At 70.7% G+C, this 25,106-nt stretch carries 22 protein-coding genes; 8 read left to right on the top strand and 14 right to left on the bottom strand.

The features are described from left to right. Window positions 1–23: 23 nt before the first annotated feature. From ACIOHC_RS33520 to ACIOHC_RS33480, 9 genes are all read right to left on the bottom strand, one after another. Window positions 24–278, bottom strand: coding sequence for a WhiB family transcriptional regulator (locus ACIOHC_RS33520; protein ID WP_351072723.1), 255 nt, complete (start codon window positions 276–278; stop codon window positions 24–26). 73 nt (window positions 279–351) lie between these two features. After that, on the bottom strand, window positions 352–1,152 hold the full coding sequence (locus ACIOHC_RS33515; protein ID WP_401845249.1) for a VOC family protein: 801 nt from the start codon (window positions 1,150–1,152) through the stop codon (window positions 352–354). Window positions 1,153–1,323: 171 nt separating this feature from the next. Then, window positions 1,324–2,397 (bottom strand): LLM class flavin-dependent oxidoreductase, encoded by a 1,074-nt coding sequence (locus ACIOHC_RS33510; RefSeq protein ID WP_351072727.1) that lies wholly within the window; start codon window positions 2,395–2,397, stop codon window positions 1,324–1,326. Between the two features lie 4 nt (window positions 2,398–2,401). Continuing rightward, window positions 2,402–3,289, bottom strand: a complete 888-nt coding sequence (locus tag ACIOHC_RS33505) for an ABC transporter substrate-binding protein (protein WP_351072729.1) — start codon at window positions 3,287–3,289, stop codon at window positions 2,402–2,404. Beyond that, complete coding sequence (locus ACIOHC_RS33500; protein ID WP_351072731.1) at window positions 3,290–4,054, bottom strand: ABC transporter ATP-binding protein; 765 nt, start codon at window positions 4,052–4,054, stop codon at window positions 3,290–3,292. It abuts the gene before it with no gap. Continuing rightward, the gene (locus ACIOHC_RS33495) at window positions 4,051–4,881 is read right to left on the bottom strand and encodes an ABC transporter permease (RefSeq protein ID WP_351072733.1); all 831 of its coding nucleotides are present in this window, start codon (window positions 4,879–4,881) and stop codon (window positions 4,051–4,053) included. Before ACIOHC_RS33495 ends, ACIOHC_RS33500 begins: the two co-directional genes overlap by 4 nt. Continuing rightward, entirely contained in the window at window positions 4,878–5,900 is a 1,023-nt protein-coding gene (locus ACIOHC_RS33490) for an ABC transporter substrate-binding protein (protein WP_401845244.1), read from the bottom strand. The genes ACIOHC_RS33495 and ACIOHC_RS33490 overlap by 4 nt, the downstream gene beginning before the upstream one ends. A gap of 21 nt (window positions 5,901–5,921) precedes the next feature. Next, entirely contained in the window at window positions 5,922–6,944 is a 1,023-nt protein-coding gene (locus ACIOHC_RS33485) for an ABC transporter substrate-binding protein (RefSeq protein WP_351072736.1), read from the bottom strand. A gap of 150 nt (window positions 6,945–7,094) precedes the next feature. Then, window positions 7,095–7,205, bottom strand: coding sequence for a putative leader peptide (locus ACIOHC_RS33480; protein ID WP_351072738.1), 111 nt, complete (start codon window positions 7,203–7,205; stop codon window positions 7,095–7,097). A gap of 198 nt (window positions 7,206–7,403) precedes the next feature. Here ACIOHC_RS33480 and ACIOHC_RS33475 point away from each other — a divergent pair, with 198 nt between their 5' ends. The 5 genes from ACIOHC_RS33475 to ACIOHC_RS33455 all read left to right on the top strand — a co-directional run bounded on the left by ACIOHC_RS33475 (window position 7,404) and on the right by ACIOHC_RS33455 (window position 13,431). Further along, window positions 7,404–8,186: an IclR family transcriptional regulator gene (locus ACIOHC_RS33475; RefSeq protein WP_351072740.1), complete on the top strand. Its 783-nt coding sequence runs from the start codon at window positions 7,404–7,406 to the stop codon at window positions 8,184–8,186. Window positions 8,187–8,283: 97 nt separating this feature from the next. After that, window positions 8,284–10,497, top strand: a complete 2,214-nt coding sequence (locus ACIOHC_RS33470; protein WP_401845240.1) for a DEAD/DEAH box helicase — start codon at window positions 8,284–8,286, stop codon at window positions 10,495–10,497. A 406-nt stretch (window positions 10,498–10,903) separates the two neighbouring features. Beyond that, the gene (locus tag ACIOHC_RS33465; protein WP_351072744.1) at window positions 10,904–11,263 is read left to right on the top strand and encodes a DUF6204 family protein; all 360 of its coding nucleotides are present in this window, start codon (window positions 10,904–10,906) and stop codon (window positions 11,261–11,263) included. A 252-nt stretch (window positions 11,264–11,515) separates the two neighbouring features. Continuing rightward, a complete protein-coding gene (locus tag ACIOHC_RS33460; protein WP_351072746.1) occupies window positions 11,516–11,974 on the top strand; it encodes a MarR family winged helix-turn-helix transcriptional regulator in 459 nt (152 codons plus the stop codon). 17 nt (window positions 11,975–11,991) lie between these two features. Next, window positions 11,992–13,431, top strand: coding sequence for an ABC transporter ATP-binding protein/permease (locus ACIOHC_RS33455; RefSeq protein WP_365689808.1), 1,440 nt, complete (start codon window positions 11,992–11,994; stop codon window positions 13,429–13,431). Between the two features lie 213 nt (window positions 13,432–13,644). Here ACIOHC_RS33455 and ACIOHC_RS33450 read toward each other — a convergent pair whose 3' ends face one another. Further along, window positions 13,645–14,820 (bottom strand): multicopper oxidase domain-containing protein, encoded by a 1,176-nt coding sequence (locus ACIOHC_RS33450; protein WP_365689810.1) that lies wholly within the window; start codon window positions 14,818–14,820, stop codon window positions 13,645–13,647. A gap of 287 nt (window positions 14,821–15,107) precedes the next feature. On the opposite strand from ACIOHC_RS33450, the gene ACIOHC_RS33445 reads away from it, so the two are divergent. Continuing rightward, window positions 15,108–17,600, top strand: a complete 2,493-nt coding sequence (locus ACIOHC_RS33445) for a ThuA domain-containing protein (RefSeq protein WP_401845235.1) — start codon at window positions 15,108–15,110, stop codon at window positions 17,598–17,600. Further along, entirely contained in the window at window positions 17,597–19,828 is a 2,232-nt protein-coding gene (locus ACIOHC_RS33440; protein WP_365689812.1) for an OmpL47-type beta-barrel domain-containing protein, read from the top strand. Before ACIOHC_RS33445 ends, ACIOHC_RS33440 begins: the two co-directional genes overlap by 4 nt. Window positions 19,829–19,840: 12 nt before the next feature. Here ACIOHC_RS33440 and ACIOHC_RS33435 read toward each other — a convergent pair whose 3' ends face one another. Together ACIOHC_RS33435 and ligD are read right to left on the bottom strand one after the other, a co-directional pair. Next, window positions 19,841–20,920 (bottom strand): ABC transporter permease, encoded by a 1,080-nt coding sequence (locus ACIOHC_RS33435; RefSeq protein WP_365689814.1) that lies wholly within the window; start codon window positions 20,918–20,920, stop codon window positions 19,841–19,843. Then, window positions 20,917–21,927 (bottom strand): non-homologous end-joining DNA ligase, encoded by a 1,011-nt coding sequence (ligD, locus tag ACIOHC_RS33430; RefSeq protein ID WP_365689879.1) that lies wholly within the window; start codon window positions 21,925–21,927, stop codon window positions 20,917–20,919. The genes ACIOHC_RS33435 and ligD overlap by 4 nt, the downstream gene beginning before the upstream one ends. Window positions 21,928–22,025: 98 nt before the next feature. On the opposite strand from ligD, the gene ACIOHC_RS33425 reads away from it, so the two are divergent. Further along, a complete protein-coding gene (locus ACIOHC_RS33425; RefSeq protein WP_351072752.1) occupies window positions 22,026–23,093 on the top strand; it encodes an ATP-dependent DNA ligase in 1,068 nt (355 codons plus the stop codon). On the opposite strand, the gene ACIOHC_RS33420 is transcribed toward ACIOHC_RS33425, so the two are convergent. Further along, window positions 23,076–24,302: a lytic murein transglycosylase gene (locus ACIOHC_RS33420; RefSeq protein WP_351072754.1), complete on the bottom strand. Its 1,227-nt coding sequence runs from the start codon at window positions 24,300–24,302 to the stop codon at window positions 23,076–23,078. The two genes, ACIOHC_RS33425 and ACIOHC_RS33420, sit on opposite strands and share 18 nt — an antisense overlap. Before the next feature lie 22 nt (window positions 24,303–24,324). Beyond that, window positions 24,325–25,089, bottom strand: a complete 765-nt coding sequence (locus ACIOHC_RS33415) for a hypothetical protein (protein ID WP_365689818.1) — start codon at window positions 25,087–25,089, stop codon at window positions 24,325–24,327. Window positions 25,090–25,106: the final 17 nt, after the last annotated feature.

Below are 25,106 nucleotides of genomic sequence, written 5' to 3'. Positions count from 1 at the left end.
CCCGTTGCGCGGTCGGGGCGGGTTCAGGCCCGGTCGCGACCCGTTCTGCGCAGCCGCTCCCGCTCCTTCTCGGAGAGGCCGCCCCATACGCCGAAGCGCTCGTCGTTGGCGAGGGCGTACTCCAGGCACGCCTCGCGCCCCTCGCAGGCGTTGCAGAGCTGCTTGGCCTCACGAGTGGAGCTGCCGGGAGCAGGAAAGAAGAACTCGGGCCCCGCCTGCGCGCACAGCGCCGTCTCCTGCCAGGCGAGCGCGGGGTCGGCCGCGGTGTTGATCAGCATGGGACCCACCGTGCCCGGTCGCGATAAACGACTGATCAACGCTGCATCAATGCGGCGCGCCGGTGGCTTCCGGTCAGTCTCCCGGCGTGGGCGCACTCTTGATCAGGGCGAATTCCGCACCGTCCGGATCGGCGACATCGGCGAAAGTGCCCACGCCTTCCATCTCCAGCGGCTCCAGTGTCGGTTTGCCGCCCAGCCGCTCCACGTCCGCGACGGCGGCGTCGCAGTCGTCGACCTCGAAGTACGGCAGCCAGTGCGGTCCGGCGACCGCGCGTGTCGCAACGGCGTCGAGCGGTACCAGGCCGCCGAAACCGGCCGCCTGCCCGCCGGCCCTGGTCCGGATCACCGTATAGGACCCGCCGCCTCCCGGGAACGGTGTCAGTCCGGTCTCCCATCCGAACACGGCGCCGTAGAACGCGGCGGCGGCCGGGACGTCCGGGGTGTACAGCTCGACCCAGCACAAGGAGCCCGCGACCCCCACGGCGCCGAGGCCGGGATTCTCCTTCGGCTGCCAGACACCGAAGAACGCCCCCGTCCGGTCCTTGAAACCGGCCGTCCTGCCGAAGTCCAGAACATCTCTCGGAGCGAACGGAACGCTGCCGCCGGCCCGCTCGACCGCCTGCGCCGTGGCATCGGCGTCCGGTGACCGGAAATACACCGACCAGGACGGCTTCGCCTGCTCCTCGGTGACCTCCCTCGCGCCGCCGACCGTCCTCCCGTCCAGGGTGAACATGCCGTAACCGCCGGTCTCCGGCCCCCCGGCCAGGAACTCCCAGCCGAACAGACCGGTGTAGAACGCGATGGCCCCGGCGAGGTCGGGCGTGCCCAGATCGATCCAGTTGGGCGCTCCGGTGACAAAACGGGTGGTGAGCATGGCGAACTCCTTCGGTGCGGCCCGTTCGCGCGGTGCAGGCGCGTCGCTCCCGATGTCCCGAGTCTCGCACCGGGCACCGACGACCGCAGCCCGCGCCCGGCGGACCTGCCGCGGCGCCTTACGCCGTACGGTGGCCCGCCGGCCACCGTACGGAGCGTCGGCCGCCGTGTCTCAGCTCTTCACCCCCAGTGCCGGAAGCACGGTCTCCGCCACCCGGTGGGCCTCCTCCAGCAGCGGGTTGCCGGAGAGGATGAAGGTGTCGACGCCCAGGTCCTCGAACTCCTTGAGGCGCTCGACCACCTGGGCAGTCGAGCCGACGACCGCGGTGCCGGGGCCGGGACGGAAGAGGCCCATGCCCGGCCACATGTTGGGGTGCGCCTCCAGTTCCCGGGCGCGGGCGGGGACCCTGCCGCCGTGCTGGCGGAACTGGCGCTGCCAGCCCACGCCGTCCTCGCCCACGCGGTCGCCGAGCATGCGCGCGTACGTCGCGTCGCTCGTGACGTCGAGGAGGCGGTCGGCCGCCGCCCAGGCCTCGTCCTCCGTGTCGCGGACGATCAGGTGCAGGCGCAGGCCGATCCTGAGCGTGCGGCCGTACGCGGCGGCGCGCGCCCTGACCTTCTCCAGTTTCTCCTTGAGCAGGTGCGGCGGTTCGCCCCAGGTCAGGAAGACGTCGACATGCTGGGCCGCCATCTCGATACCGGGGTCGGAGGAACCGCCGAACCAGAGCGGGATGTGCGATTCCTGGACCGGCTTCAGCTCTCTGAAGGACGCGCCCGCGTTCTTCAGATCGTAGAAGCGGCCCTTGTGGTCGAAGACCTCGCCGGCGGTCAGCCGCTTCACGATCGACCAGTACTCGGCGCTCAGCTCGTACCGCTCGTCGTGCTCCACGTGGAGGCCGTACTCCTGGAGCGATTTGGTCGAGCCGTTGACGACGTTGAAGCGGAGCCGGCCGCCGAAGAGGGTGTCGAAGCTGAGAGCCATCTTGGCGAGCAGGGTGGGCGAGATCAGGCCGGGGTGGACGGCCAGCAGGGGCTTGAACCTGGTGCTGGTGGAGGCGGCGAGCGCGCTGCCGAGCGGCCAGACGTCGTACAGGTCGGTGGCGAGCAGCGCCCCGCTGTAGCCGAGGCGTTCGGCCGTGCCGGCGAGCTGGGCGAGGTAGCCGAGATCCACCGGCCGCCGCCCTTCGGGCTCCCAGGGGTAGGCGCCTTCGCGCGGGATGATGTACCAGAGGACTTCGGTCGCCATGCCGTCACGCCGCCTTGTCGGCGAGGGCACCGGCGCGGGCGTGGGCGACGGTGACCGGCCGGTCGATGAAGCCGGTGCGGTGGAAGATGTCCGCCGCCTCCTGCTGCTCGGCGATGAAGGCGTCGGTGACGGGCTCGATCCTCCAGGGCAGGGTGCGCAGCGCGGTCTCCCAGTCGTCGGCGGATCCGCCGAGGTCGGCGGCGGCGATCTCGGCGGCCTGTCGGGGATGGGCCGCCGCCCATTCGTCGGCGCGCCGCAGGGCGCGGGTGAGCGCCTCGATGATCTCGGGCCGGCTTTCGGCCAGGTCCCGGCGGGCGAAGAAGACGGAACGGTCGGTGATGACGTCGCCGGTACGGATCAGGGTGCGCAGCCCTCCGGTGCGGCGGGCCGCGGCGAGCTGGGCGCCCTGCGCGACCCAGGCGGCGATGGCACCGGTGCGCAGCAGCTCCTCGCTGTCGTCGCCGCCGCGGACGGCGGTGATGTCGTCGGCGTACGACAGCCCGGCGTCGTCGAGCGCCTTGGCGATCAGATGGGTCTGCCAGGAGCCGATCGCGAGGTGGACGGTGGTGCCCTCGAGGTCGGCGACGGTCCGTACGGGGCTGTCCTCGGGGACGAGGAGCGCGCCGTGTTCGGGGCGCGGGGCGGAGACGGCGGCGTACACGATGTCGTGGCCCGCCGCCTGGGCGGTGACCGGCGGGGTGGAGCCGGTGCCGCCGAAGTCGATGACGCCCTGACTGAGGAGTTCGCCGGTGCGGACGCCGTCGGTGTACGGGTGGAAGACGACGCTCTCGCCGAGCGGGGCCAGTTCCTCCTGGGCCAGGCCCAGCCGGGAGAGGTGGTACAGGTGGTAGAGGGACGGATTGCTGCTGTGCACTCCGATGGTGATGGTCATTCAGATCACTCCGGCTTCGGTGCGTTCGGGGGTGGTCGAGGGATGTGAGGGGCGCGGGGGCGTCTCGACCCCGAGATCGTCGAGGAGTCGTCGGCGCAGGGCCGAGAACGCGGGGTCGCCGGGGTCGCGCGGCCGGTCGACGGTGACGGGCTCGTCGGTGACGAGCCGGCCGTCGCGCAGGACGGCGACCCGGTCGGCGAGCCGTACCGCTTCGTCGACGTCGTGGGTGACGAGGAGGACGGCGGGCCGGTGTCTGCGGCACAGCTCCCCCACCAGGTCCTGCATCCGCAACCGGGTCAGGGCGTCGAGTGCCGCGAACGGCTCGTCCAGCAGGAGCAGTTCGGGTTCACGGACCAGGGCGCGGGCGAGTGCGACCCGCTGGGCCTCGCCGCCGGAGAGGGTGGCGGGCCAGGCGTCGGCGTGCCGTTCCAGACCGACTTCGGCCAGGGCCCGCAGCCCGTGCCCGGAACGGCCGCGCGGCAGCGCCACCGTCACATTGGCGAGGACCTTCTTCGACGGCACGAGCCGGGGCTCCTGGAAGACGACGGTGCGTGCCCGGGGGACGAGGACCTCTCCCTCGTCGGCGCCGTCGAGTGCGCCCAGAATGCGCAGCAGCGTCGTCTTGCCGCTTCCGCTGGCGCCGAGCAGGGCGACGAACTCGCCCCGTGCGATGTCCAGTCCGAGGCCGTCGAGCACGGCACGGTCGCCGAACACGCGGCGCAGTCCGCGTACCCGTACCGCCGGTACAGGGGTCGGGTCGGTCATCGGCGGGCTCCTTGCGGGGTGCGCCAGGGCATCAGCCCACGCTCCAGCAGCCGCACGACGATGTCGGCGGTGAGGCCGAGCAGCCCGTAGACGAGGATGCAGACGGCGAGGATGTCGGTGCGGGCGTAACTCTGTGCCTGGGACATCAGGTAGCCGATGCCGGCCGTCGCGTTGATCTCCTCGGCGGCGATCAACGCGATGACACTGAGCGTCATGGAGAGCCGCAGTCCGGCGAGCAGGGAGGGCAGGGCTCCGGGAAGGACGACTTCGCGCACGAGGGCGAGCCGGCCCATGCCGAAGCTGCGCATGGCTTCGACGAGCTTGGGGTCGGTGTTGCGCACTCCGCTCGATGTCGACACGTACATCGGGAAGGTGGTGGCGACGGCGATGAGCAGGATCTTCGCCGTCTCGTTGATCCCGAACCAGACCATGAACAGGGGAACCAGGGAGAGGAAGGGAATGGTGCGCAGGGTCTGCAGGGAGGAGTCGAGGAGTTCGTCGCCGAGGCGGGTGAATCCGGTGGTGATCCCGAGGGTCAGCCCGGCGGCGAGCCCGATGAGGAGGCCGAGTCCGGAGCGGGTGAGGGAGGTGGTGAGCGCGTCGGGCAGCTGTCCGTTGCCCCACAACTCGCCCACGGCGTGCAGCACTTCGACGGGGGATGCCAGGACGTCGGGGGTGAGGAGCCCGTTGGCTGATGCCGCCCACCAGAGCGCGAGGAGGGCGACCGGACCGAGTGCCCGGACGGTCAGGGAGTAGGTCCGGCTGCGTGCCCGGCGCCGCTGGGGGCGCGGTCGGACGAGGCCCGGATGCAGGGCGGCGTCGCTCATTTCAGCTTCTCGATGTCGAGGAGGTGGGCGGCGATGTCGACCTTGGTCGTGGTGACCTTCTGTTCGGCGTAGAAAGCGGCGACGGCCTCGAAGCGCTTGATGTCCTCGGGGCCGATGGGCCCGACCGTGCCGCTCTTGCGGGTGAAGTCGGTCTGGACCTGCTTCGCCCTGCCGGTGACGGCGGTCGGTCCCACGTCGGTGAAGACATTGAGGTACGCGGCGGGGTCCTGCTTCTCCTTGGCACTGGCGTCGTGGAGGTACTGGTAGAGCGCCTTCACGACCTTCGGGTGCTGCTCCGCGAAGCCCGTGCGTACGGCGTTGAGGCTGTAGTTGTCGGAGCCGATCGCGGCGCCGTCGGCGACGAAGTGCGCCTTGCCGGTGCCGATTTCGGCGACGGCGTAGGTCGCCCAGACGGCCCAGGCGTCGACCTTGCCCGCGTTGAAGACGGCGGCGGTCTGGTCGGGGCGCAGATAGACCCGCTTGACCTTGTCGGCGGGGACACCGGCCTCGGCGAGCGCCTTCAGCAGCAGGTATTCGCCGGTTCCCCCCTGGTTGACGGCGACCTTCCTGCCGACCAGGTCGGCGACCGATTCGATGCCGGAGCCGTTCTTGACGAGGATGCCCTCGCCCGCCGCGTCCGGGTCGACGGCGGTGAAGAACTTGAATCCGGGGCGCTGGGCGAGCGAGGTGATGCCCGAGGTGATGGAGCCGGTGGCGATGTCGAGCTGGTCGGCGTTCATCGCCTGGGCGGCCGGGGCGAAGGGCCCGGCGCTGCCGGTCCACCGCACCTTGGCACCGACCTCGGCGAGCGCCTTGTCGAGGCTGCCGTCCTTCTTGCCGAGGGCGAGCACGCCGGAGTTGCCGGGGTCGGGGATGCGGATGTCCACCGTGCCCCCGGCACCGGATCCTCCGCTGCCGCTGTCGGCACCGGAGGTTCCGCACGCGGTCAGGGCGAGGAGTGCGGTGGTGGCGAGGAGCGCGCGGGCGACGGCCGTACGCAGTGGTCGGGGAAGCTTCATGGCGTTGGGGGTCCTCGTGGCTCAGGGGGCGGGACGTGCGGAGGCGGCGGGGTGACTGCGGGCGAGTGCGGTGGCGCGGCGCAGCGGTTCGGGGTCGGCCCAGTCCGTGACGTCGACGGGTTCGGGCAGGAAGCCGTGGGCGCGCAGCCCGGCCTCCTGTCCGGCGAGCAGGGCGAGGCGTTCCGGGGAGAGATCGGGGTGGAGGGTCAGGTGGGTGCCCGGCCGGTAGGCCCCGGCGACGCCCTCGGCGCCCGCCCCGGTCTCGGCGCCGAGGATCCGGGCGACCTCGCGGGGCTGTCCGGCGGCCCAGTCGGCGGCCCGGAGCAGGACGGCGAGGAAGCGGTCGACGAGATCGGGGTGGTCGTCGAGGAGCTGCTGATGGACGGTGATGGGGCGCGGGGTGCCGTTGTTGATCCGGAACCGGCGGTCGGGCAGTTCGTCGAGCTCGACGGCGATCTCGGCGCCCGCCCGCCGTGCGGCCTCGACGGCCAGTGCACCCTTCACGTACACGGCGTCGACGTCACCGCGTCGCAGCGCCGCCAGCTCGGCCGCCCACTGGCCCTGGTGTTCCGCCGCGGGTACGTCGACGAGCGTGGCGTCGTCCAGCGCGAGTCCGGCGCCGGCGAGCGCGCCCTCGAATCCGCGCAGGGCCATGGCCCGCCAGAAGTCGATGGCGATGTCGTGCGTGGGAACGGCGAGCCGTAGCCCGCGCAGGGCCTCGACGCCCCTGATGCCGGAGCCGGGCCCGACCAGTACGGTCTGCCGTTCCTCGATCCAGGTGAGACCGATCAGCCGTGTCCGCTCGCCACGCGAACGGGCCCACAGGGCGGGAACGTTGCCGCCCTCGCGGAAGAGACCCGGCAGGGCATGGGTGAAGTGGGCGGCCCGGTCGGCGTCGGGTGCGGCGTCCTGGAGGGAGCGCACCGTGATGCCGTCGGGGGCGAACTCCTCGGTGAGCCACTGCCGGTCGGCGGCGATGCCGGTCGCGGTGGGGACGGGACAGCGGGTGAACCAGAGCGTCCTGGGCAGGACGGCATGCGTCATGGAGTCTTCCCGAGAGGTCGGTGAAGGGGATGGAGTCAGAGCGTGCGGCAGGTACGTCGGGGATGTGGGCACCGCGTACGGCGACAGGACCCGGGCCGTGCCGGGGACGCGGCGGGCCGTGGGAGAAGAAGCGCGGGTAAGGGAGGAGGGTCAGCGACAGACGGCGCTGGAGACCCGCGCCAGGTCGATGTGACGGCGCAGTGTGAGGGCGAGCAGGACCGGAGCGGCGGGTGCGGAGGTCGCGGTTCGGCGGCCGGTCATGGCACTGCTCCCTTCTGCTCGTCGGTGGTGACGGGCAGCAGCCTGCCACGGACGCGCGTCGACCCACAACTCGCTTCCCATGATGTGGGATTGGGTATGAACGGAGTGTTTCCTGGCAGCGTTGTCCTGGCTCTCAACTCCCGTAATGTGGCAACTACATGCCCCATCATCCCCCTCACGAGCGGAGAGTGACCCGATATGACCGAGGCCGCGACGGCGCGTGCTCCCGGCGGAGCGCAGGCGGTTCGGCGTGCTCTGGACGTGCTGCACTGCTTCCACGACAACGGCCCCGACCTCAGCGCGTCCGACCTCGCCCGCCGCCTCGAACTCTCGGTCTCCACGGCGCACCGGCTGGCCCGGACACTGGTCGGCGCCGGCTTCCTGGAGCAGGACGCCCGCACGTCCCGCTACCGGCTCGGCCCCGCCGTGACCGAGCTGGGCCGGCTCTCGTACCACCAGCGCGGTCTGCATCTGGCCGCCCCGGAGCTGGCGGATCTCGCCGAACGCACGGGGGCCACCGCGGACCTGGCGCTGCGCAGCGGGCCCCATGCGGTGATCGTCGCGGGTGGTTCGGTCACCCCGAGGACGGGGCTGCGCAGGCCGCTGCACTCCACGGCTCTCGGCAAGGTACTGCTGGCCTGGGCCCGGCCGGGCGAGGGCGGGCCCTCCTCCCTTCCCCCGCTCCCCGCGTTCACCGACCGCACGATCGTCGAACCTGCCGCGCTGGAGGTCGAATTGGCGAAGGTCAGGTCCGACTGCTACGCACTCAACGACGGCGAGTCGGCGTACGGGGTGCGGACCCTGGCGGTCCCGGTGCTGGACGGGTCCGGGTACGCGCGCTTCGCCCTCGCGGTCCGGGCCACGCCGTCCGTGATCACGGACGCGCGCACCGAGTGGTTCCTGTCGCAGGCCCGCTCCTGTGCGCGAGCCCTGGAGATCCTGCTGCTGTCCCCGGCGGAACGCCGTCCTCCGGCGCCCTGACCCGAAGGCGCTGTCGGCACCGCGTGGCACGATATGAATCGCCCGGGGCAGGTGCCGGGCGGGGCGGCAGCCGGGCTGCGCGGACAGAGGAACGTACATGACAGAGGCCGGACCGACGGAGGCCGGGGCACCCACGGGAAGGGCGGCCCGGGAGCTGCTGGCGCAGGCCGAGCGTCTGCTGGACACGGCGCGCGCGGTGCGGGCCGATCACGCCCGCGCCGTCGAAGCGGTGCACACGGCGCTGGCTCCGCTGCTCGACTCCCTCATCCGTCGCGAACTGTCGGCGATCCCCGTCTCCCGGCTCAAGGACGTCACCGAGGGCAGGCTGCGCCTCGGCGCGGTCGAACAGGCCGGCTTCACGAACGTCGGCCAGGTCCACGAGGCCAATCGCTACGAACTACGCCAGATCCCGGGAGTCGGCGCGCAGACCGCCGACCAGGCACTGGCAGCGGCCGGGCAGATCGCCCACGCGGTACGGGACACGGTCGCGGTCCGGATAGACGTGGACACTCCGGACGACTCCACGACCGCACTGGTCACCGCGTTGCACCGGCTGGTCGAGGCCGGCCCCGACGTCCGCCGGGCGGTGGACGCGGCGGTCCGGCTCATCGGGACCCTTGAGCCGCTGCTGACCGCTGCGGGACCGGCTCGGGGACGGCTGCGCATGCTGTTCGCCCGGCGTCCGGCCCGCGCCGAGGCACTGGCGGCCGTCGCCTCGGTACGGACCGTCGTCGCCGAAGCCGTCGCGCGCGAGCTTCTCCTGCTGTTCGGGCAGGTGTCCGTCGATCTGCTGCGGGAGCCGGAGTCGGACGTCGCGGCATGGGTCGACTTCGAACTGCGCTCCGCCGAGTACTACAGCCTGCTCGCCGAGCTGTCGGGCACCGGCCCCGACCGGGCCGCGGCCGAGGGGTTCCTCCCGACCGGGATCGCGGACCGGGTGCGCGGCCTGCGGCTCGACGACGCCCATCTGCGTGTCTCCCTGCGCGGCTACCAGTCGTTCGGCGCACGGTTCGCGCTCGCGCAGAAGCGGGTGATCCTCGGTGACGAGATGGGGCTCGGCAAGACCGTCCAGGCCATTGCCGCGCTCGCGCATCTCTCCGCACGGGGCGAGACCCACTTCCTGGTGGTCTGCCCGGCGAGCGTACTGATCAACTGGGCGCGCGAGGTCCGCGCCCGGTCCACCCTGCGCGCGCTGCCGGTGCACGGCCCCGAGCGGCAGGGCGCGTTCACCGAGTGGCGGGAGTCCGGCGGGGTCGCCCTCACCACGTTCGACGCGCTGCACACCCTGCCGGCCGCCCGGGACTGCGGAATAGCACCCGGCATGCTCGTGGTCGACGAGGCCCACTATGTGAAGAACCCCGCCACCCGCCGGTCCCGGGCGGTGTCCGGCTGGACGCAACGCACCGAACGCGTGCTGTTCCTGACGGGTACGCCGATGGAGAACCGTGTCGAGGAGTTCCGCAGCCTCGTCCGCCACCTCCAGCCCGAATTGGCTCCCTCGATCCACACCACCCATGGAGCCGCGGGTTCGCACGCCTTCCGCAAGGCCGTCGCCCCGGCCTATCTGCGGCGCAACCAGCAGGATGTCCTGACGGAACTCCCGGCGCTGGTGCAGGTGGACGAGTCGGTGGAGTTCAGCGAGGGCGATCTCGACGCCTACCGCGAGGCAGTGGGCGCCGGGCACTTCATGCGGATGCGCCGGGCCGCGTACGCCCGGCCCGCCACGTCCGCCAAGCTGCACCGGCTGCGCGAACTCGTCGCGGAGGCCGCGGACAACGGCCTCAAGGTCGTCGTGTTCTCGTACTTCCGCGAGGTGCTCCTCGCCGTCGAACAGGCCCTGGGAGAGAGCGCGTTCGGGCCTCTCGCGGGGAGTCTCCCGGCCGCGCGGCGCCAGGAGATCATCGACGACTTCGCCGCCGTGGAGGGCCATGCCGTCCTGCTGAGTCAGATCCAGGCCGGCGGTGTCGGGCTGAACATGCAGGCCGCCTCGGTCGTCATCATCTGCGAACCGCAGATCAAGCCGACGATGGAGCACCAGGCGGTGGCCCGCGCCCATCGGATGGGACAGATACGGACCGTGCGGGTGCACCGGCTCCTCGCCGCCGACAGCGTCGACGAACGGATGCTCAACATCCTGGCCCGCAAGGAGCGGCTGTTCGACCTGTACGCACGGCGCAGCGCCGTCGCCGAGACGACGCCGGACGCCGTGGACGTGTCGGACGGGGCTCTCGCCCGACGCATCGTCGAGGAGGAACAGCTGCGCCTGGCCACCCGAGCGGACGGAACGGTCGCGGCGGCACCGGAGAACTGACCGGTCAGAAGCCGATGCCACCGGGTCATGGGCGGCCTCACCCGACGGCGTGGGGTTCGGCTCCTCCGGGGAGGGGCCGAACCGGGCGTTCACCGATCCGGGCGCGCGGGGCCCGCCCGGCTGCCGGGCAGGTGCCGACCCGGCCTGCACGCAGGAGTCATTCTCGGCGCGACGGACGCGGGACGCGCACTGTACGAGGCGCTGGGCTGGAAGAAGCACTCGACGCCGACGGAGTGCGTCTACCGGCCCTGACGCAGGCAATGCGGGCCGCACGAGAGGGCTCGCGGACCGTCGCCCACCTCCCGCGCTCCCCCGGCGGGCGTCCGGAACCGCCTCCCGTGACGCCGGCCGCGGGCGGCAGGAAACGTGGTGGAGCCGAGACGATCACGCTGGTTAGGCTCGTGGGATGAGTATTCACACCTTCCGTATCACCGTCCGCGGTGTCTTCGACGGACTCGGCGCCGATCAGCGCGCAGAACTCCTGGCCCGCGCCGCGGAGCACGACATCCTGCGCGCGGCGTTCACCCCCGAGGGGCACCTCAGCTACGACCTGGCCGCGCGCCCCGCCTTCACCTTCCGCTTCCTGGACTCGGGGGAAGAGGAAGAGGACATCCTGGAAGCGACCGAACGCGCCGAAGACGCGGCGAAGACATGGCTGGCCGAACGCGGCTACGGCTACAAGAACCTCAGGAGCAACGCCGAGGACCTCTCCCAGGCACCACTGGGCAAACGACAGCGCCGCACCGCAGCCCAGCAGAACGGCTGATCCCGTAGCGACACCCCATCCTCCCGTCCGCCTCCCGTCCGCCAGGGATGCCTCTCCGCGCGATCCGTCCCGGACAGGCGCTCGCCTCGCCGGGCATCAGCAGGCCCGACGGCCCGCTGTCACTCCGATCCGCACCTCGGCCGCGAGATCTGAATCGCGGCATCCGGCGCGGAAGTTCTTCGCACTCCCGGAACGAACAAATCCTTGACTGCTCAAGCATAGCGATATGCTTGAGCAGTCAAGGAGGAAGCAATGAGTGATGCGCTGGATGTGTCGCTGCGTCTCGTCCGGGCCCAGACGGCCCTGGTGAAGCGGTTCGACGCGACCCTGTCGGGGCTGCACGGCGTGAGCCTGGCCGACTTCACGATGTTGCTGCGTCTGCAGCAGGCGCCCGGAGACCGGATGCGCCGGGTGGACCTGGCCGAGACCTTGGGGCTGACCGCCTCCGGGGTGACCCGGGGACTGGCCCCGCTGGAGCGGATCGGGCTGGTCACACGGGAGACGGACGCCCGTGACGGGCGGGTGGCCCATGCGGCACTGACCGACACCGGCCGTGAACGCCTGCAGGACATGCTCGCCTCGGCCGAGCAGATCGCCGCCGAGATCTTCGCCGCCCCCTTGTGGAACGAGGAGGACGTCCGCCACCTCTCCACCCTGCTGACCCGCCTCGGCGGCGCCGGGCTTCCGGCCCACGGAACCTCGCCCCCGTAACCCCGTAGGAGTCCCTCATGGAGACCGCCCCCGCCCCGCACCGACCACCCGTCAACCCGTCCGGCACCGCGACAGCCATCCGCGCGGCGGGCCTGCGCAAGGTCTACCAGCGAGGGCAGGACGACCTCGTCGCCCTCGAAGGCCTGGACCTCACCATCAACCAGGGCGAGTTCTTCGGCCTGCTCGGCACCAACGGTGCCGGCAAGTCCACCACGATCGGCATGCTCACCACGCTGGTCGCGCCCACCGCCGGCAGGGCGTGGGTCGCGGGCCACGAGGTCGGCTCCGACCCGGTCGGCGTGAAGTCCCGTATCGGCGTGGTGCCCCAGGCCAACACCTTGGACCGCGCGCTCACCGTGCTGGACAACCTCGCCTTCCGGGGACGCTACTTCGGCATGTCCGCGTCGGCCGCCCGTCGCCGGGCGCTGGAGTTGCTGGAGCAGTTCGCGCTCGCCGACAAGGCCGGCGCCGAGGTCCATCAGCTCTCCGGCGGCCAGGCCCGCCGGGTCATGATCGGCCGGACCCTGATGCATCTGCCGGAGGTGCGACGAGTGCCGCCACCACGCCCCCAGCCTCCAGGCCGCCTTCCTCACCCTGACCGGACGCGACTACCGGCCATGACCGCCTCGCCCCTCACCTCCACCGTCCCCCGCGAGCAGTCGTCCCGCCGGGCGGCCTGGCGCGCCTACCGGGCACTGACCGCCCGCGACCTGCACGTCCTCGGCCACAACCTTCCGGTCCTGCTCCTGCAGGTGGGTCTTCAGCCGCTGCTCTTCACCTTCGCCTTCGCGTACGTGATGCCCAGCATCGGCAGCGGCCCCGGCGGAGCCACCTCGTTCTCGACGATCCTGCTCCCCGGCCTGATGGCCGGCACTCTGACGCTGCAGAGCATCATGTCCGTCACCGGGCCGCTGGCCGCCGAACTCGGTCCCGGCCGCGAGATCACCGACCGTGCCCTGGCCCCGCTGCCCGTCTGGGCTCTGGGCCTCCAGAAGATCACCTCATCGGCGATCTTCGGCCTGGTCTCATCCCTCCTGGTCGTCCCGATCGTGTGGCTCGTGCACGCGCCGGGCGCCGCGCCGCGGGCCCAGGTCGGCAACTGGCCCCTGCTCGTGGCCACCCTGGTCCTCAGCGCGCTGCTCGCGTCCACGCTCGGGCTGCTCCTCGGCACGGCGATCGACGCCTCCGCCTTCGGGGCGCTGCTGGGCCTGCTCCTGGCCGCCGGCACGATGCTGGGCTGCGTCTACTACCCATGGACCGGGCTGGACTCGATCGGCTGGGTCCAGGTCCTCACGCTCGTCAACCCACTCGTCTACATGAGCGAGGGCCTGCGTGCGAACCTGACGCCCGCCACCGGCCACCTGCCGACCTGGGCCTACCTCACGGCCCTCACCTTCGGCACGGCCGCCTTCGGCCACCTCGCCCTGCGCCGCTTCACCCGGCGGGTCCGGACCTGAAGGCAACCTGCCGCAATGGATGCCGGATTCACTGCGCCGGAGCACGTCGAGGACCCGTATCCGGCGACCGGGCACAGCAGGATCACCGCCAGAGCGGGCGCCCGAGCGGTTTCACGGGCAGTCCGGCACCGCCCGGCCGCAGCCCACCGGCCGCCCCGCTCGCCTCGCCCGAGGACATCGAGCCCCTGGCGGGCCGGGGGCTCGATGTCCTGATCAGGCGCCCCCAGCAGCGCTCTTCCCGGAGCCCGTTCCGTCCGAAACGGTCCTGTCCCTGCCGGCCTTGTCCGTATCGGTCATGTCCATGCTCATACCGGCCTTGTCCTTACCGGTCTTGTCCTTACCGGCCTTGTCCTTACCGGTCTTGTCCGGAGCGGTCTTGTCCGGAGCGGTCTTGTCCGGAGCGGTCTTGTCCGGAGCGGTCGTGTGGGTCGTCATGTCGTGCGGGTCGTACCCCGGCACGGTGCCGTCCGGCTTGGCGACCAGCAGCAGTCCGGCCATGCCCATGTCGGAGTGGCTCTGCACATGGCAGTGATACATCCAGGCACCGGCGCCCACGTGTTCGCCCGCGATGACCTGGAAACCGAAGGAGTCCGCCGGGCCCACGATCTTCGTGTCGATGACCCGGCTCGGATCGTCGGGGCCGGTGAGCAGTCCGGTCCGGTTGTCCGCCCAGCGATGGCCGTGGATGTGGAACGTGTGGTAGTACTCGCCGTGGGTGATCATGACCACTTCGAGCCGGTCCCCCACCGTGGCCTCGAAGTTGGGGCTCTCATGGGCCGCCTTGTTGTTGATCGTCATGTCGTTGAAGACGATCGTGATCGTCTTGTCCGGCAGGATGTCTCCCTTGCGCCGGACGATCACCGGACCGTACAGGCCCTTCCGGATGCCGCCGGTGCCGTGGTCCGTGCCGACGACATGGTCGTGGTAGTGCCAGTAGCCCGCGCTGCCCGGCTGCCAGGTGCCGTCCTTGCGCCGGCCCGGCACATGGGTGCGCCAGGTGTAGGTGCGGGTGTCGCCCGGCTCGACGATGCTCTTGTTCATCCGGGTGCCGTCGCTCGCGATGTCGTAGTCGACGCCGTGCGCGTGAAGACTGGCCGGCACGTCCATCGCGTTCTCGAACTCGATGTGCAGGGTGTCGCCCTCGTTGATCTCGATGAGGGGTCCGGGCACCGACGCCTTGCCCTTCTCCAGGCCGTACCCCATCCGGCCGTCCGTCAGCTTCTCCGCGTACAGCTTGAGATGGCGGACGACGCCGCCCGCCGGGGCGGTCTTCGGTGGAGGCTCTGCCGAACTGGCCTCGATCGCACCGAGCGACAACGATGTCACGCCGGTCGCGGCCGCCACTCCACCGCCCACCAGCAATCGCCGATTGAAGCTCCTTCTGTCCATGTCGAACTCCCCACTGCACTAAGGAATTTACGGGGTCTTTACGAACGCGCCCGGCTCTCGGGGACTGCGGAGATACGGAGGTTACGGGGATCGCGGCGGCTTCAGCGGGCACCGGGATGGGCGGGGCGCGGGCGCCCCCCGGACGGCCCACACCGTAGCCGGGGGATCTTCGTTTATCCACACCCAGGACAAAGTTCGTGCCATTACTGCCATAGCTATTGGCGAGTCACGAAAAGAGGTCTAGCTTCATCCGCTGTTGCAGTGACCAAAGAGGGGTGGGTGACCACATGCAGCGCACACCACATCACAGGTCCAGATCGCGACGCGGACTTGCGGCGGCCCTGGCGGCCGGCGCATTGACCGCCTCCTTGCTCGGCGCCAACACCGCCACGGCCAGGCCCTATCCGGAGCCGCCGCAGAACATGGCGACAACGTTGTCCCTCCCGTCGCCGCCGGGCGGCGCCAATGTCAAGGTGCTGGTGTTCCACGCCTCCGCCACCGAGGAGTCCCCGACCGTCGACGCCGGAATCGCGGCGATCGAGAAGATCGGGCTCACCGGGCCCGAGGCTGGCCGGTTCCGCACCGTCGCCACCGACGACCCGGCCGTCTTCACCAACGGCAAGCAGCTCGGCAAGTACAACGCCGTGGTCTTCCTCACGGGTGGCGGCGATGTGCTCGACCCGGAGCAGGAGGCCGGTCTGGAGGCGTACATGGAGGCCGGCGGCGGCTTCCTCGGCATCCATGACGCGGCACGCACCGAGCCGTACTCGGACTGGTTCACCGGTCTGATCGGAGCCCGTCCGGCAGCAGGCAGCCCAACCGGCGTACAGCGTGCGACGGTTGAGATCGGAGACCGGCAGCATCCGGCGACCAAGAACCTGCCGCTGGAGTGGAAGCGCCCGGACAAGTGGCTGAACTGGACGAAGAACCCGTCCGGCGACGTGCACACCGTGGCCCGCGTCCGGGAGATCACGTACAAGCCCGGCGCGAGCGCCAACGGCTGGGACCACCCGGTCTCCTGGTGCCGGGACTACGACGGCGGCAGGTCCTTCTACACGGCGATGGGCGGTACGGTCGACAGCTTCGCGGAGACCGACTTCCGCGACCATCTGCGCGGCGCGCTGAACTGGACGACGCGGATCTCGCAGGCCGACTGCAGGGCGACGATCACCTCCAACTACAAAGCGGAGCGCGTCACCCAGCCCAATCAGCCGGGCCAGAACGACCAGATCGGCGAACCGCACGGCCTGGTCGTCGCCCCCGACGGGCGGGTGCTGTACATCGGTCGCGGCGGCGCCGACAGCAGCAAGCCCGTCGTCACCGACTGGAACAACCCCGACATCGGCAAGGGTCTCGGACAGATTCATGTCTACGACCCGAAGACCAAGAAGGTCACCCTCGCCGGCGCGCTGACGATCTTCGGCAACAAGGGCGGCGGCGACGAGCTGATCAAGGTCGAGGAGGGCTTGCTCGGGATCGAGCTGGACCCGGACTTCGAGAAGAACGGCTGGGTGTATCTGCACTACACACCCCATTCGGAGATCGACCGCGACAAGCAGATGGCGGTGCGTCAGGTCTCCCGCTTCACCCTGGACCTGACCACCAACAAGCTCGATCTGTCCTCCGAGAAGGTGCTGTTGCACTGGCCGGTCCAGATCCACAGCTGCTGCCACGCCGGCGGCGGGATGGCCTGGGACTCCAAGGGCAACCTGTACATCGCCACCGGTGACAACAACTCCTCGGGCTTCAGCGACGGTTACTCCGGCAACAACCCGGCACCCAACTACAAGGGCGTCTCGTTCGCCGATGCCCGACGCACCGCGGGCAACACCAACAACCTCAACGGCAAGATCCTGCGGATCCACCCCGAGGACGACGGTACGTACACGCTCCCCGAGGGCAATCTGTTCACCGGCAAGGAGCCGGACGAGGGCGGCGGCAGGACCCGCGGCGAGATCTATGTGATGGGGGTCCGCAACCCGGCCCGCATCTCCGTCGACAAGGCGACCGACACGCTGTACGCGGGCTGGGTCGGCCCCGACGCGGGCTCGCCGTCCACCACCTGGGGTCCGGCCAAGTACGACACGTTCGCCGCGATCACCAAAGCGGGGAATCACGGCTGGCCGTACTGCATGGGCAACAAGCAGCCCTACCGGGACCGCAATCTGCCCGACCCGAGCAAGCCGCTCGGCTGGTACGACTGCGACCACCCCAAGAACGAGTCCCCGAACAACGACGGCCTGGTGAATCTGCCGCCGATCACCTCCAACACCATCTGGTACTCGCCTCAGGGCGGTGGCGTGGACTACCCGCGCGACGCGAACGGCGTCCCGAGCTACAAGGCGGAGGAGCAGAAGCTGCTGCTGCCGTGGCTCAAGGGCGGCGGTCAGGCCACGATGAACGGTCCGGTCTACCGGTACGACGCGGCGAGCACCAGCGCCGACAAGTGGCCCTCCTACTGGGACGGCAAGTGGTTCGTCGGTGACTTCTACGACGACACCCAGCCGCGGCACGCCGTGCTCACCGACCCGAAGACGGCCGGCAAGGGCGGTCTTCCCACGCACGCAGAATCCCTGAAGAAGATCATCCCGGTCGGGGCCGACGGCATCCGCAATCTGATGGACTGGAAGTTCGCCCCGGACGGTTCCCTGTACGTCCTGGACTACGGGCGAGGCTTCTTCACCTCCGACTCCAAGTCCGCGCTGTGGCGTGTGACGTACAAGGGCGGCGGTCCGACCCCGGCCGCCGCGGACCTGGCCAGGAAGGCGGCAGTGGGATGAGACACCGTTCGGTCTTCTCGCGACGGCGCCACGGGCCCGTCCGGTTGTGGCTCGCTCTGCTCGGTTCGCTCCTGATGGTCCTGGGGCTGACCTCGACGGCGGCGTACGGCCGCACCGCGGCTCCCGACACCGCCGCAGCCGACCAGGTCCTCACCTGGACGGCGGGCGACCCCATCGACCACTATCTGTCCGCTCCGAGGACCGCGGTGGCCGGCAAGGCGACCATCGTCTTCGAGAACAGCGCGGCGACCGGGAACACCACGGGGATGCCGCACACCCTCACCTTCAGCGTCTCGGACCCCGAGTTCAACAACGACGTCCCGCTGAACATCCTCGCCAACCCCGCCGACGACCAGGGCGGCAAGCACACCGCCGAGGTCACGCTCTCCCCCGGCCGGTACTTCTACCACTGCACCATGCCGGGGCACGAGGCGATGCAGGGCATCCTCATCGTGACGGACGGCGGCGGTGCGGACACCACCGCGCCCGAGACCTCGGCGAAGGTCGACGGCGACAAGAACGCCGACGGCGCCTACGTCGGTCAGGCGACGGTCACCGTCTCGGCGACCGACGACAGCTCGGGTGTGGACACCGTCGAGTACGCGGTCGGGGAGGACGGCGCCTGGCAGCCGTACACCACACCGATCGTGGTGAGCGAGGTCGGAACGCACACCGTCCGGTACCGCGCCACCGACAAGGCGGGCAACACGGCCGCCGAGAAGTCCGTCGACTTCGCGGTCGCCGCACCGCCGACGGACGACAGGACGCCGCCGGAGACCTCGGCGACCGTCTCCGGGGAGCAGGACGACCAGGGGCGGTACCTCGGGATGGCGACGGTCACCGTGACCGCCTCCGACACCGGGTCCGGTGTCAACACCATCGAGTACGCGATCGGGGCGGACGGTGCCTGGAAGCCGTACACCGCGCCGGTGATGGTGCACGAGACCGGCACGCACCAGGTCCGCTACCGGGCCACCGACAGGGCCGGCAACACCGCCGCCGAGAAGTCCGTCGACTTCACCGTCGTCGCGCCGCCGACGCAGGACAAGACGCCGCCGGAGACCTCGGCCGCGGTCGCGGGCGACAAGAACTCCGACAACGCCTACATCACCAGCGCCAAGGTGACCATCACCGCGACCGACACCGAATCGGGCGTCGACAGGATCGAGTACTCGCTCGACGGCGGTCCGTACCTCGCGTACACGGGCACCGTCATCGTCGACCGCGTCGGTTACCACACGGTCGCCCACCGGGCGACGGACAAGGCCGGCAACACCTCCGTCGCGAAGCAGGTGTCGTTCACCGTCGCGCAGAGCGGGGGCGTACCGGCGCCGAACTGCCCGGAGTTCGACGAGCGCCTCACCGTCATCGTCGGCACGGTGGACACCGGGGTTCCCAACCGGATCACCGGCAATCGCTGCACGATCAACGAACTGATCGAGGACGAGAAGGACTGGTCGTCGCACGCACTGTTCCTCAAGCACGTCGACACCGTCCTGGACAAGCTGCTCACGGCCGGTGTGATCGACGCCCGCGAGCACAAGAAGATCTACCGGGCGGCCAAGCAGTCCGGGATCGGCAGGCCGGGCCAGGACGAGGGCTACAAGAAGCTCTTCGACGGCACGGCGGCGTCCTTCGCCAAGTGGCAGCAGGTCGGTGGCGGCAGGTTCGGGCTCAACGCCGACGGCACGATCACCAGCTCCACCACGGTGGACGGCATGGGCATGCTCTGGTTCCCGGGCCGGCAGTACGGCGACTTCTCGCTCAAGCTCCAGTGGCGGGACGACGCCCCCGGCACCGGCAACGCCAACAGCGGTGTGTTCGTCCGCTTCCCGAACGTCCATGACAACCCGGAGGAGTCACGCCCGGAGTGGGTCGCCATCAAGTACGGCCACGAGGTGCAGATCCTCGACCGTCCGGACGGCGACATGTACAAGACCGGCTCGATCTACGGCTTCGACCGGATCGGTCTGGCCGGCGCCGGGGTCACCCCCAAGGGCACCTGGAACGATTACGAGATCCGGGTGGTCGACCAGCACTACTCGGTCTATCGCAACGGTGTCCTGCTGAACGAGTTCGACAACAACGGCGGTCAGGTCTTCGAGCCGCCGCGGGGTGACGACCCGGGAACCGACGGCCGGCGGTACGCCTCCGGTTACATCGGACTCCAGGTCCACAGCGCCACGGACGTGGTCTCGTACCGCGACATCCGGATCAAGGAGCTGTAGCCCGAACGGGTCTCAAGTGGCCGTGACCGCGTGCCGGGGCATGTGGTCACGGCCTCCCGGGTGCCGGTGCCGCCACACCCAGAACACCGTGCAGGAGACCAGCAGCCATCCGGCGAGCACCAGGTACGGGAAGGCCCGCTGATGGCCCTGGTAGTAGACGGCGGCGTGCTGGGCGTTGACCGAGGCACCCGGAGGGAGCCAGCGGCCGATGAAGCCGAGCACCGACGGCAGCAGCGGCCAGGACACCGCGCCGCCGGACGACGGGTTGCCGAGCATCACCATGAGTCCCCAGGTGGGGAGCATCGCCCAGCGCCCGATCAGGGTGTTGAACATGGTGAAGACCATGCCCGTGGTGAGCATGGTGAAGGCGAGGATCAACCACGACTGGACGAACGGCAGATCGACGGAGCCGAGCAGCCAGTCCACCACGGCGGCGATGGCGAACCCGCCGAGCAGAGCGTAGGCGATGGTGAACCCGATCCGCTCCAGGGGCCGCAGCGCCTTGGCGTGCACGCTCAGCTGGATCGCGCCGACGAACCCGACGATCACCGCGGCGAGCGAGATGTAGAAGAGAGCGAGGCCGCGCGGGTCGCCCCGCTGCAGGGGCTTGACGTCCGTGACCTTCACCGGCACATGGACCGCTTGCCCCACCTTCAGCGCGGACTCGGTGAGCAACTGGGCGACCGAGGCCCCGGATGCGCTCGCCACGTCCAGGCCGACCCCGCCGTTCGCGGACCGCAGGACGGCGAAGACCTTCTGCTCCTCCAGCGCGGTGCGGGCCTCGCCACCGTTCGCGTACTCGTGCAGCACCAGCGAGGTGTTCAGCGCGCCCTCCAGCCGGTCGAGGAAGACCTTGTCGCGCGCGGTGTCGAGCCGGCCGACCGCGGCGACCGGGATGTTGCGCGGGGTCGGGTTGGCCATCGCGTACGTGTAGGAGCCCGCGAAGAGGCCGGCCGCGGCCGCGATGATGAACAGGAGCACGACGGCGGGCAGATACGGGGACGTCTTGAACGCCGCCCACCGGTCACCCCGGGCCAGGGGCCGGCCATGTGCTCCGTGCGGGGCGGAGGGCTCCAGGTCGGGTGCGCTCATGCATCGCCGTCCTCGTCGCGCCGGGCCCGGCTCGGCTGAACCCGCTTCGGTTCGCCCGGCATCTTCGGGTACTCCGGCGGGTAGGGCAGGTCACCGAGCCCGCGCTCCCGTTCGTCCCGGTCGGCCAGCTCCAGCAGCCCGTCGAGCCGGAAGGCGTGCTCGTCCATGTCCGCGTGGACGTCGCCCGAGTCCGCGTACCGCTTCGGCAGGGTCCGGATGTCGAAGTCGCGCGGTTCGGCGTCGTCGATCTCCGACCAGCGCAGCGGGGCGGAGACCGGGGCGTGCGGAAAGGGGCGTACGGAGTAGGCGGAGGCGATCGTGCGGTCCCGGGCGGTCTGGTTGAAGTCGACGAAGATCCGCTCGCCGCGCTCCTCCTTCCACCACGCGGTGGTGACCCGGTCCGGCATCCGGCGCTCCAGTTCGCGCCCGGCAGCGATGGCGGCGCGCCGGACCTCGGTGAAGGTCCACCGCGGCTCGATGGGGACGAAGACGTGGATGCCCCGGCCGCCGGAGGTCTTGGGCCAGCCGCGCAGCCCGTGGTCGTCGAGGACGGACCGCAGCTCATGGGCGGCCCGCACCGCGTCCGCGTACTCCGTTCCGGGCTGCGGGTCGAGGTCGATGCGCAGCTCGTCCGGATGGTCGGTGTCGGCGCTCCGGACCGGCCAGGGGTGGAAGGTGAGCGTGCCGAGATTGGCGGCCCAGATGACGGCGGCGAGTTCGGTGGGGCAGATCTCGTCGGCGGGACGGCCGCTGGGGAACGCGATCCGGGCGGTCGGGATCCAGTCCGGAAGGTTCTTCGGGGCCCGCTTCTGGTAGAAGAACTCGCCGTCGACGCCGTCCACGAAGCGCTGGAGGGTGGTCGGCCGGTCGTGCAGGGCACGGGTGATGCCGGGGCCCACGGCCAGGAAGTACTCGGCCACGTCCCTCTTGGTGTAGCCCTTTTCGGGGAAATAGACCTTGTCCGGACTGGACAGACGTACGATCCGCCCGTCGGCTTCCAGCTCCACCGCTTTTCCCGCTGCACCCATGACGGTCACGGTAGGCCGGGCTCACATATGCCGCATATCGGGAGACGTAAGGGCACCCATGGACAAGAATCGAAGCCATGGATCTGCCGGTGATGCCGCCTGTGAAGCCGATGCTCGCCAAGTCCGTCTCGAAGATCCCGCCCGGTATGCAGTACGAGGCCAAGTGGGACGGCTTCCGTGCGATCGTGCACCGGGACGGCGAGGAGGTGATGATCGGCAGTCGCACCGGGAGGCCGCTCACCCGCTACTTCCCCGAGCTGGTCACCGCTGTCCGGGAGAATCTGCCGCCGCGCTGTGTGATCGACGGCGAGATCGTGATCGTGTACGACGGACGGCTGGACTTCGACCGGCTCAGCGAGCGCATCCACCCGGCCGATTCCCGGGTCCGGCTGCTCGCCGAGCAGACCCCGGCCAGTCTGGTCGCCTTCGACATCCTGGCGATGGGCGACGATTCACTGCTCTCCACCCGGCAGTCCGACCGCCGTGCCGTGTTGGAGGAGGCCCTGTCCGGTGCGTCGGCCCCGGTGCATCTCGCACCTGCGACCACGGACCCGGCGGTCGCCCGGGAATGGTTCGAACGGTACGAGGGCGCGGGGCTGGACGGTGTGGTCGCCAAACCACTCGATCTGCCGTACCGCCCCGACACCCGGGTGATGTACAAGATCAAGCACGAGCGGACCGCGGACTGCGTGGTGGCGGGCTACCGCTTCCACAAGAGCGGTCCGGTCGTGGGCTCGCTGCTGCTCGGCCTGTTCGACTCCGAGGGCGTCCTGCAGCATGTCGGGGTCTGTGCGGCCTTTCCGATGAAGCGCCGCGCGGAACTGGCCGCCGAGCTGGAACCGCTGCGCGTCGACTTCGCCGGCCATCCGTGGGCGGCCTGGGCGGATGCCGAGGCGCACGAGCGCGCCCGGCTGCCCGGCGCGCCGAGCCGCTGGTCCGGGAAGAAGGACCAGTCGTGGGTGGCACTGCGCCCGGAGCGGGTCTGCGAGGTGGCGTACGACCACATGGAGGGCGACCGTTTCCGGCACACCGCCCGGTTCCGCCGGTGGCGGCCGGACCGCACCCCTGCCGGCTGCACCTACGCGCAGCTGGAGGAGGTGGTGCGGTACGACCTGGCCGCGGTGCTGTCAGCCGGCGGAGGCTGAACCCGACGGCGTGGCACACGGGTCCTCGCTCGTACTCGGGTCGGGCGACGGGGACTCGGTGGCTCCGGTCGAGTCGCTCGGGTCGGGTGACGCGGAGTCCGTCGGGCAACCGGGGCTCGTGCCGGGTTCGGGGGCCGAGGTGCTGGGGTCGGGACTCGTCCCGGGGTCCGGGGTGGCCGACCCGCTGTCGGTCGGATCCGGGGAACCGCTGCCCGGATCGGTGGGGTGCGGGGAGCCGCTCGGGGGCGGCGAACCGGTGGGTGAGCCGGAGGGCTTCGGCGACGTCGACGGCGAGGGGCCGGGCGTACCGCCGGGCTGCGGGCCGATGACGATGCCGCCGCCCGGGGCGCCGGGACCGCCCACCGGACGCGTCGGCCTGTTCGGTCCGCCCGCGCCGGGGCTCTTCGGCACGGTGCCCTTGCCGTCGGCCACCGGGTGGATGCCCTTGCGGTAGAACTCCAGCCAGGACAGCACGGTGCGCAGATAGGTGTCGGAGTGGTTGTAGCTGAGAATCGCCCGGTCCAGATCGCCCTTCACGGCCAGATCGCGCGCGCCGGCACAGAGGTAGTACCCGGCGGCCAGGGCCGCGTCGTAGACGTTGTTCGGATCGCGGCGGCCGTCGCCGTTCCCGTCCCTGCCCCAATGCGCCCAGGTGGACGGGATGAACTGCATCGGGCCGACCGCCCGGTCGTAGGTGGTGTCGCCGTCGTACACGCCGTTGTCGGTGTCCGGGATGTCGGCGAAGCCCGCGCCGTCGAGCACCGGCCCGAGGATCGGGCTGAGCGCCGTGCCGTGGGCGTCGACCCGTCCCCCGCCGGCCTGGCCGGACTCGACCTTGCCGATCGCCGCGAGCAACTGCCACGGCAGGTGGCATCCGGGGTCGGTGCGCCCCAGCACGCCCTCCGCCTTGCGGTAGGCGGCGAGCACCGTGGCGGGGATTCCCGCCTCGGCCCACGAGCGGGCGGCGGCCGGACTCTGTTCCACACCGCGCTCCGGCGGTTCGGGCGAGACCAGCGGTGGCAGTTCGGTGTGGTACGAGTCGTCGTTGGGCACGTGTGTCCAGATGACCTCGTCGGCCTCCTGGCGTTCCTTCGCGGTCTGTTCGTGGCGGACGTGTCCGGGCGCCTGGGACGCGGTGAGCGCGGCCATCGCGGCGACGGCGGCCGCGGTGCCGCCGAGTCCGCGGCGCATGGTGCCGATGAACCTCATGCGTGCTCCCCTCTCCCCCGGGTCACTGGGTGAACGTGTCGATGGCGGAGATCCGCCAGGTGTCACCGCGGCGAACGGCGTCCACGGCGAACATGGCGGCCGCGTAGGTCGTCTCGTCCGACTTGCCGGTACGGGTGTTGCTCTGGTCGGCGAAGATCAGCAGCCGGGCCCGGTCGCCGTCGAGGAGTTCCACACCGCTGTCCGTGACGGTCGTGGTCAGCACGAGCTTCTGCTTCTGCCCCTCGGCCCGTACCTGGGCGAGCATCTCCGCGTGCTGCCGGACCGCCTTGCCGACGAGATGACTCCGCACCGCGCGCTCGGACTTGCCGGGTGCGGCGTAGTTGTACGAGAACACCGCGCCGACGGCCTCGGAGATCTGCCCCTTCACCTCACTGGTGCGGCCGATGTCGGTGAGGGCCGTGTTCCGGCGGGCCGGGTCGTCGCGCAGGTCGGCGGCCGAGCCGAACGCCCAGGCCGCGAAGGCGCCGAGCAGCACGGTGAGTACGCAGAGGACGGCGGGCAGCCGGACACGCAGGCGGGATGTCCGCGCGCCTCGCGGTTCCAGCTCCTTCTCCTTCTCCTTCTCCTTCTCCTTCTCCGGTGCACCGGTGTCGTCCGTGGCCGCGCCGTCGGTGGGCGTCCGCTCCGCGGCCGGGGTCTTCCCGGGCGCCTCGGACGAGGGGTCCGGTGCCGTGGGCTCGCGCGGTGGGGCGGTGGCGCCGGCGCGTTCCGCGGCGACGGTGGCCAGTCGGCGCTGACGGTTGACGAGGTGACGGGTCGTCGACATGTCCGGGGTCCTCTCGG

Source organism: Streptomyces sp. NPDC088252 (assembly GCF_044740965.1).
GTDB lineage: Bacteria > Actinomycetota > Actinomycetes > Streptomycetales > Streptomycetaceae > Streptomyces.
This window is presented reverse-complemented; position numbering and strand designations above follow the sequence as displayed.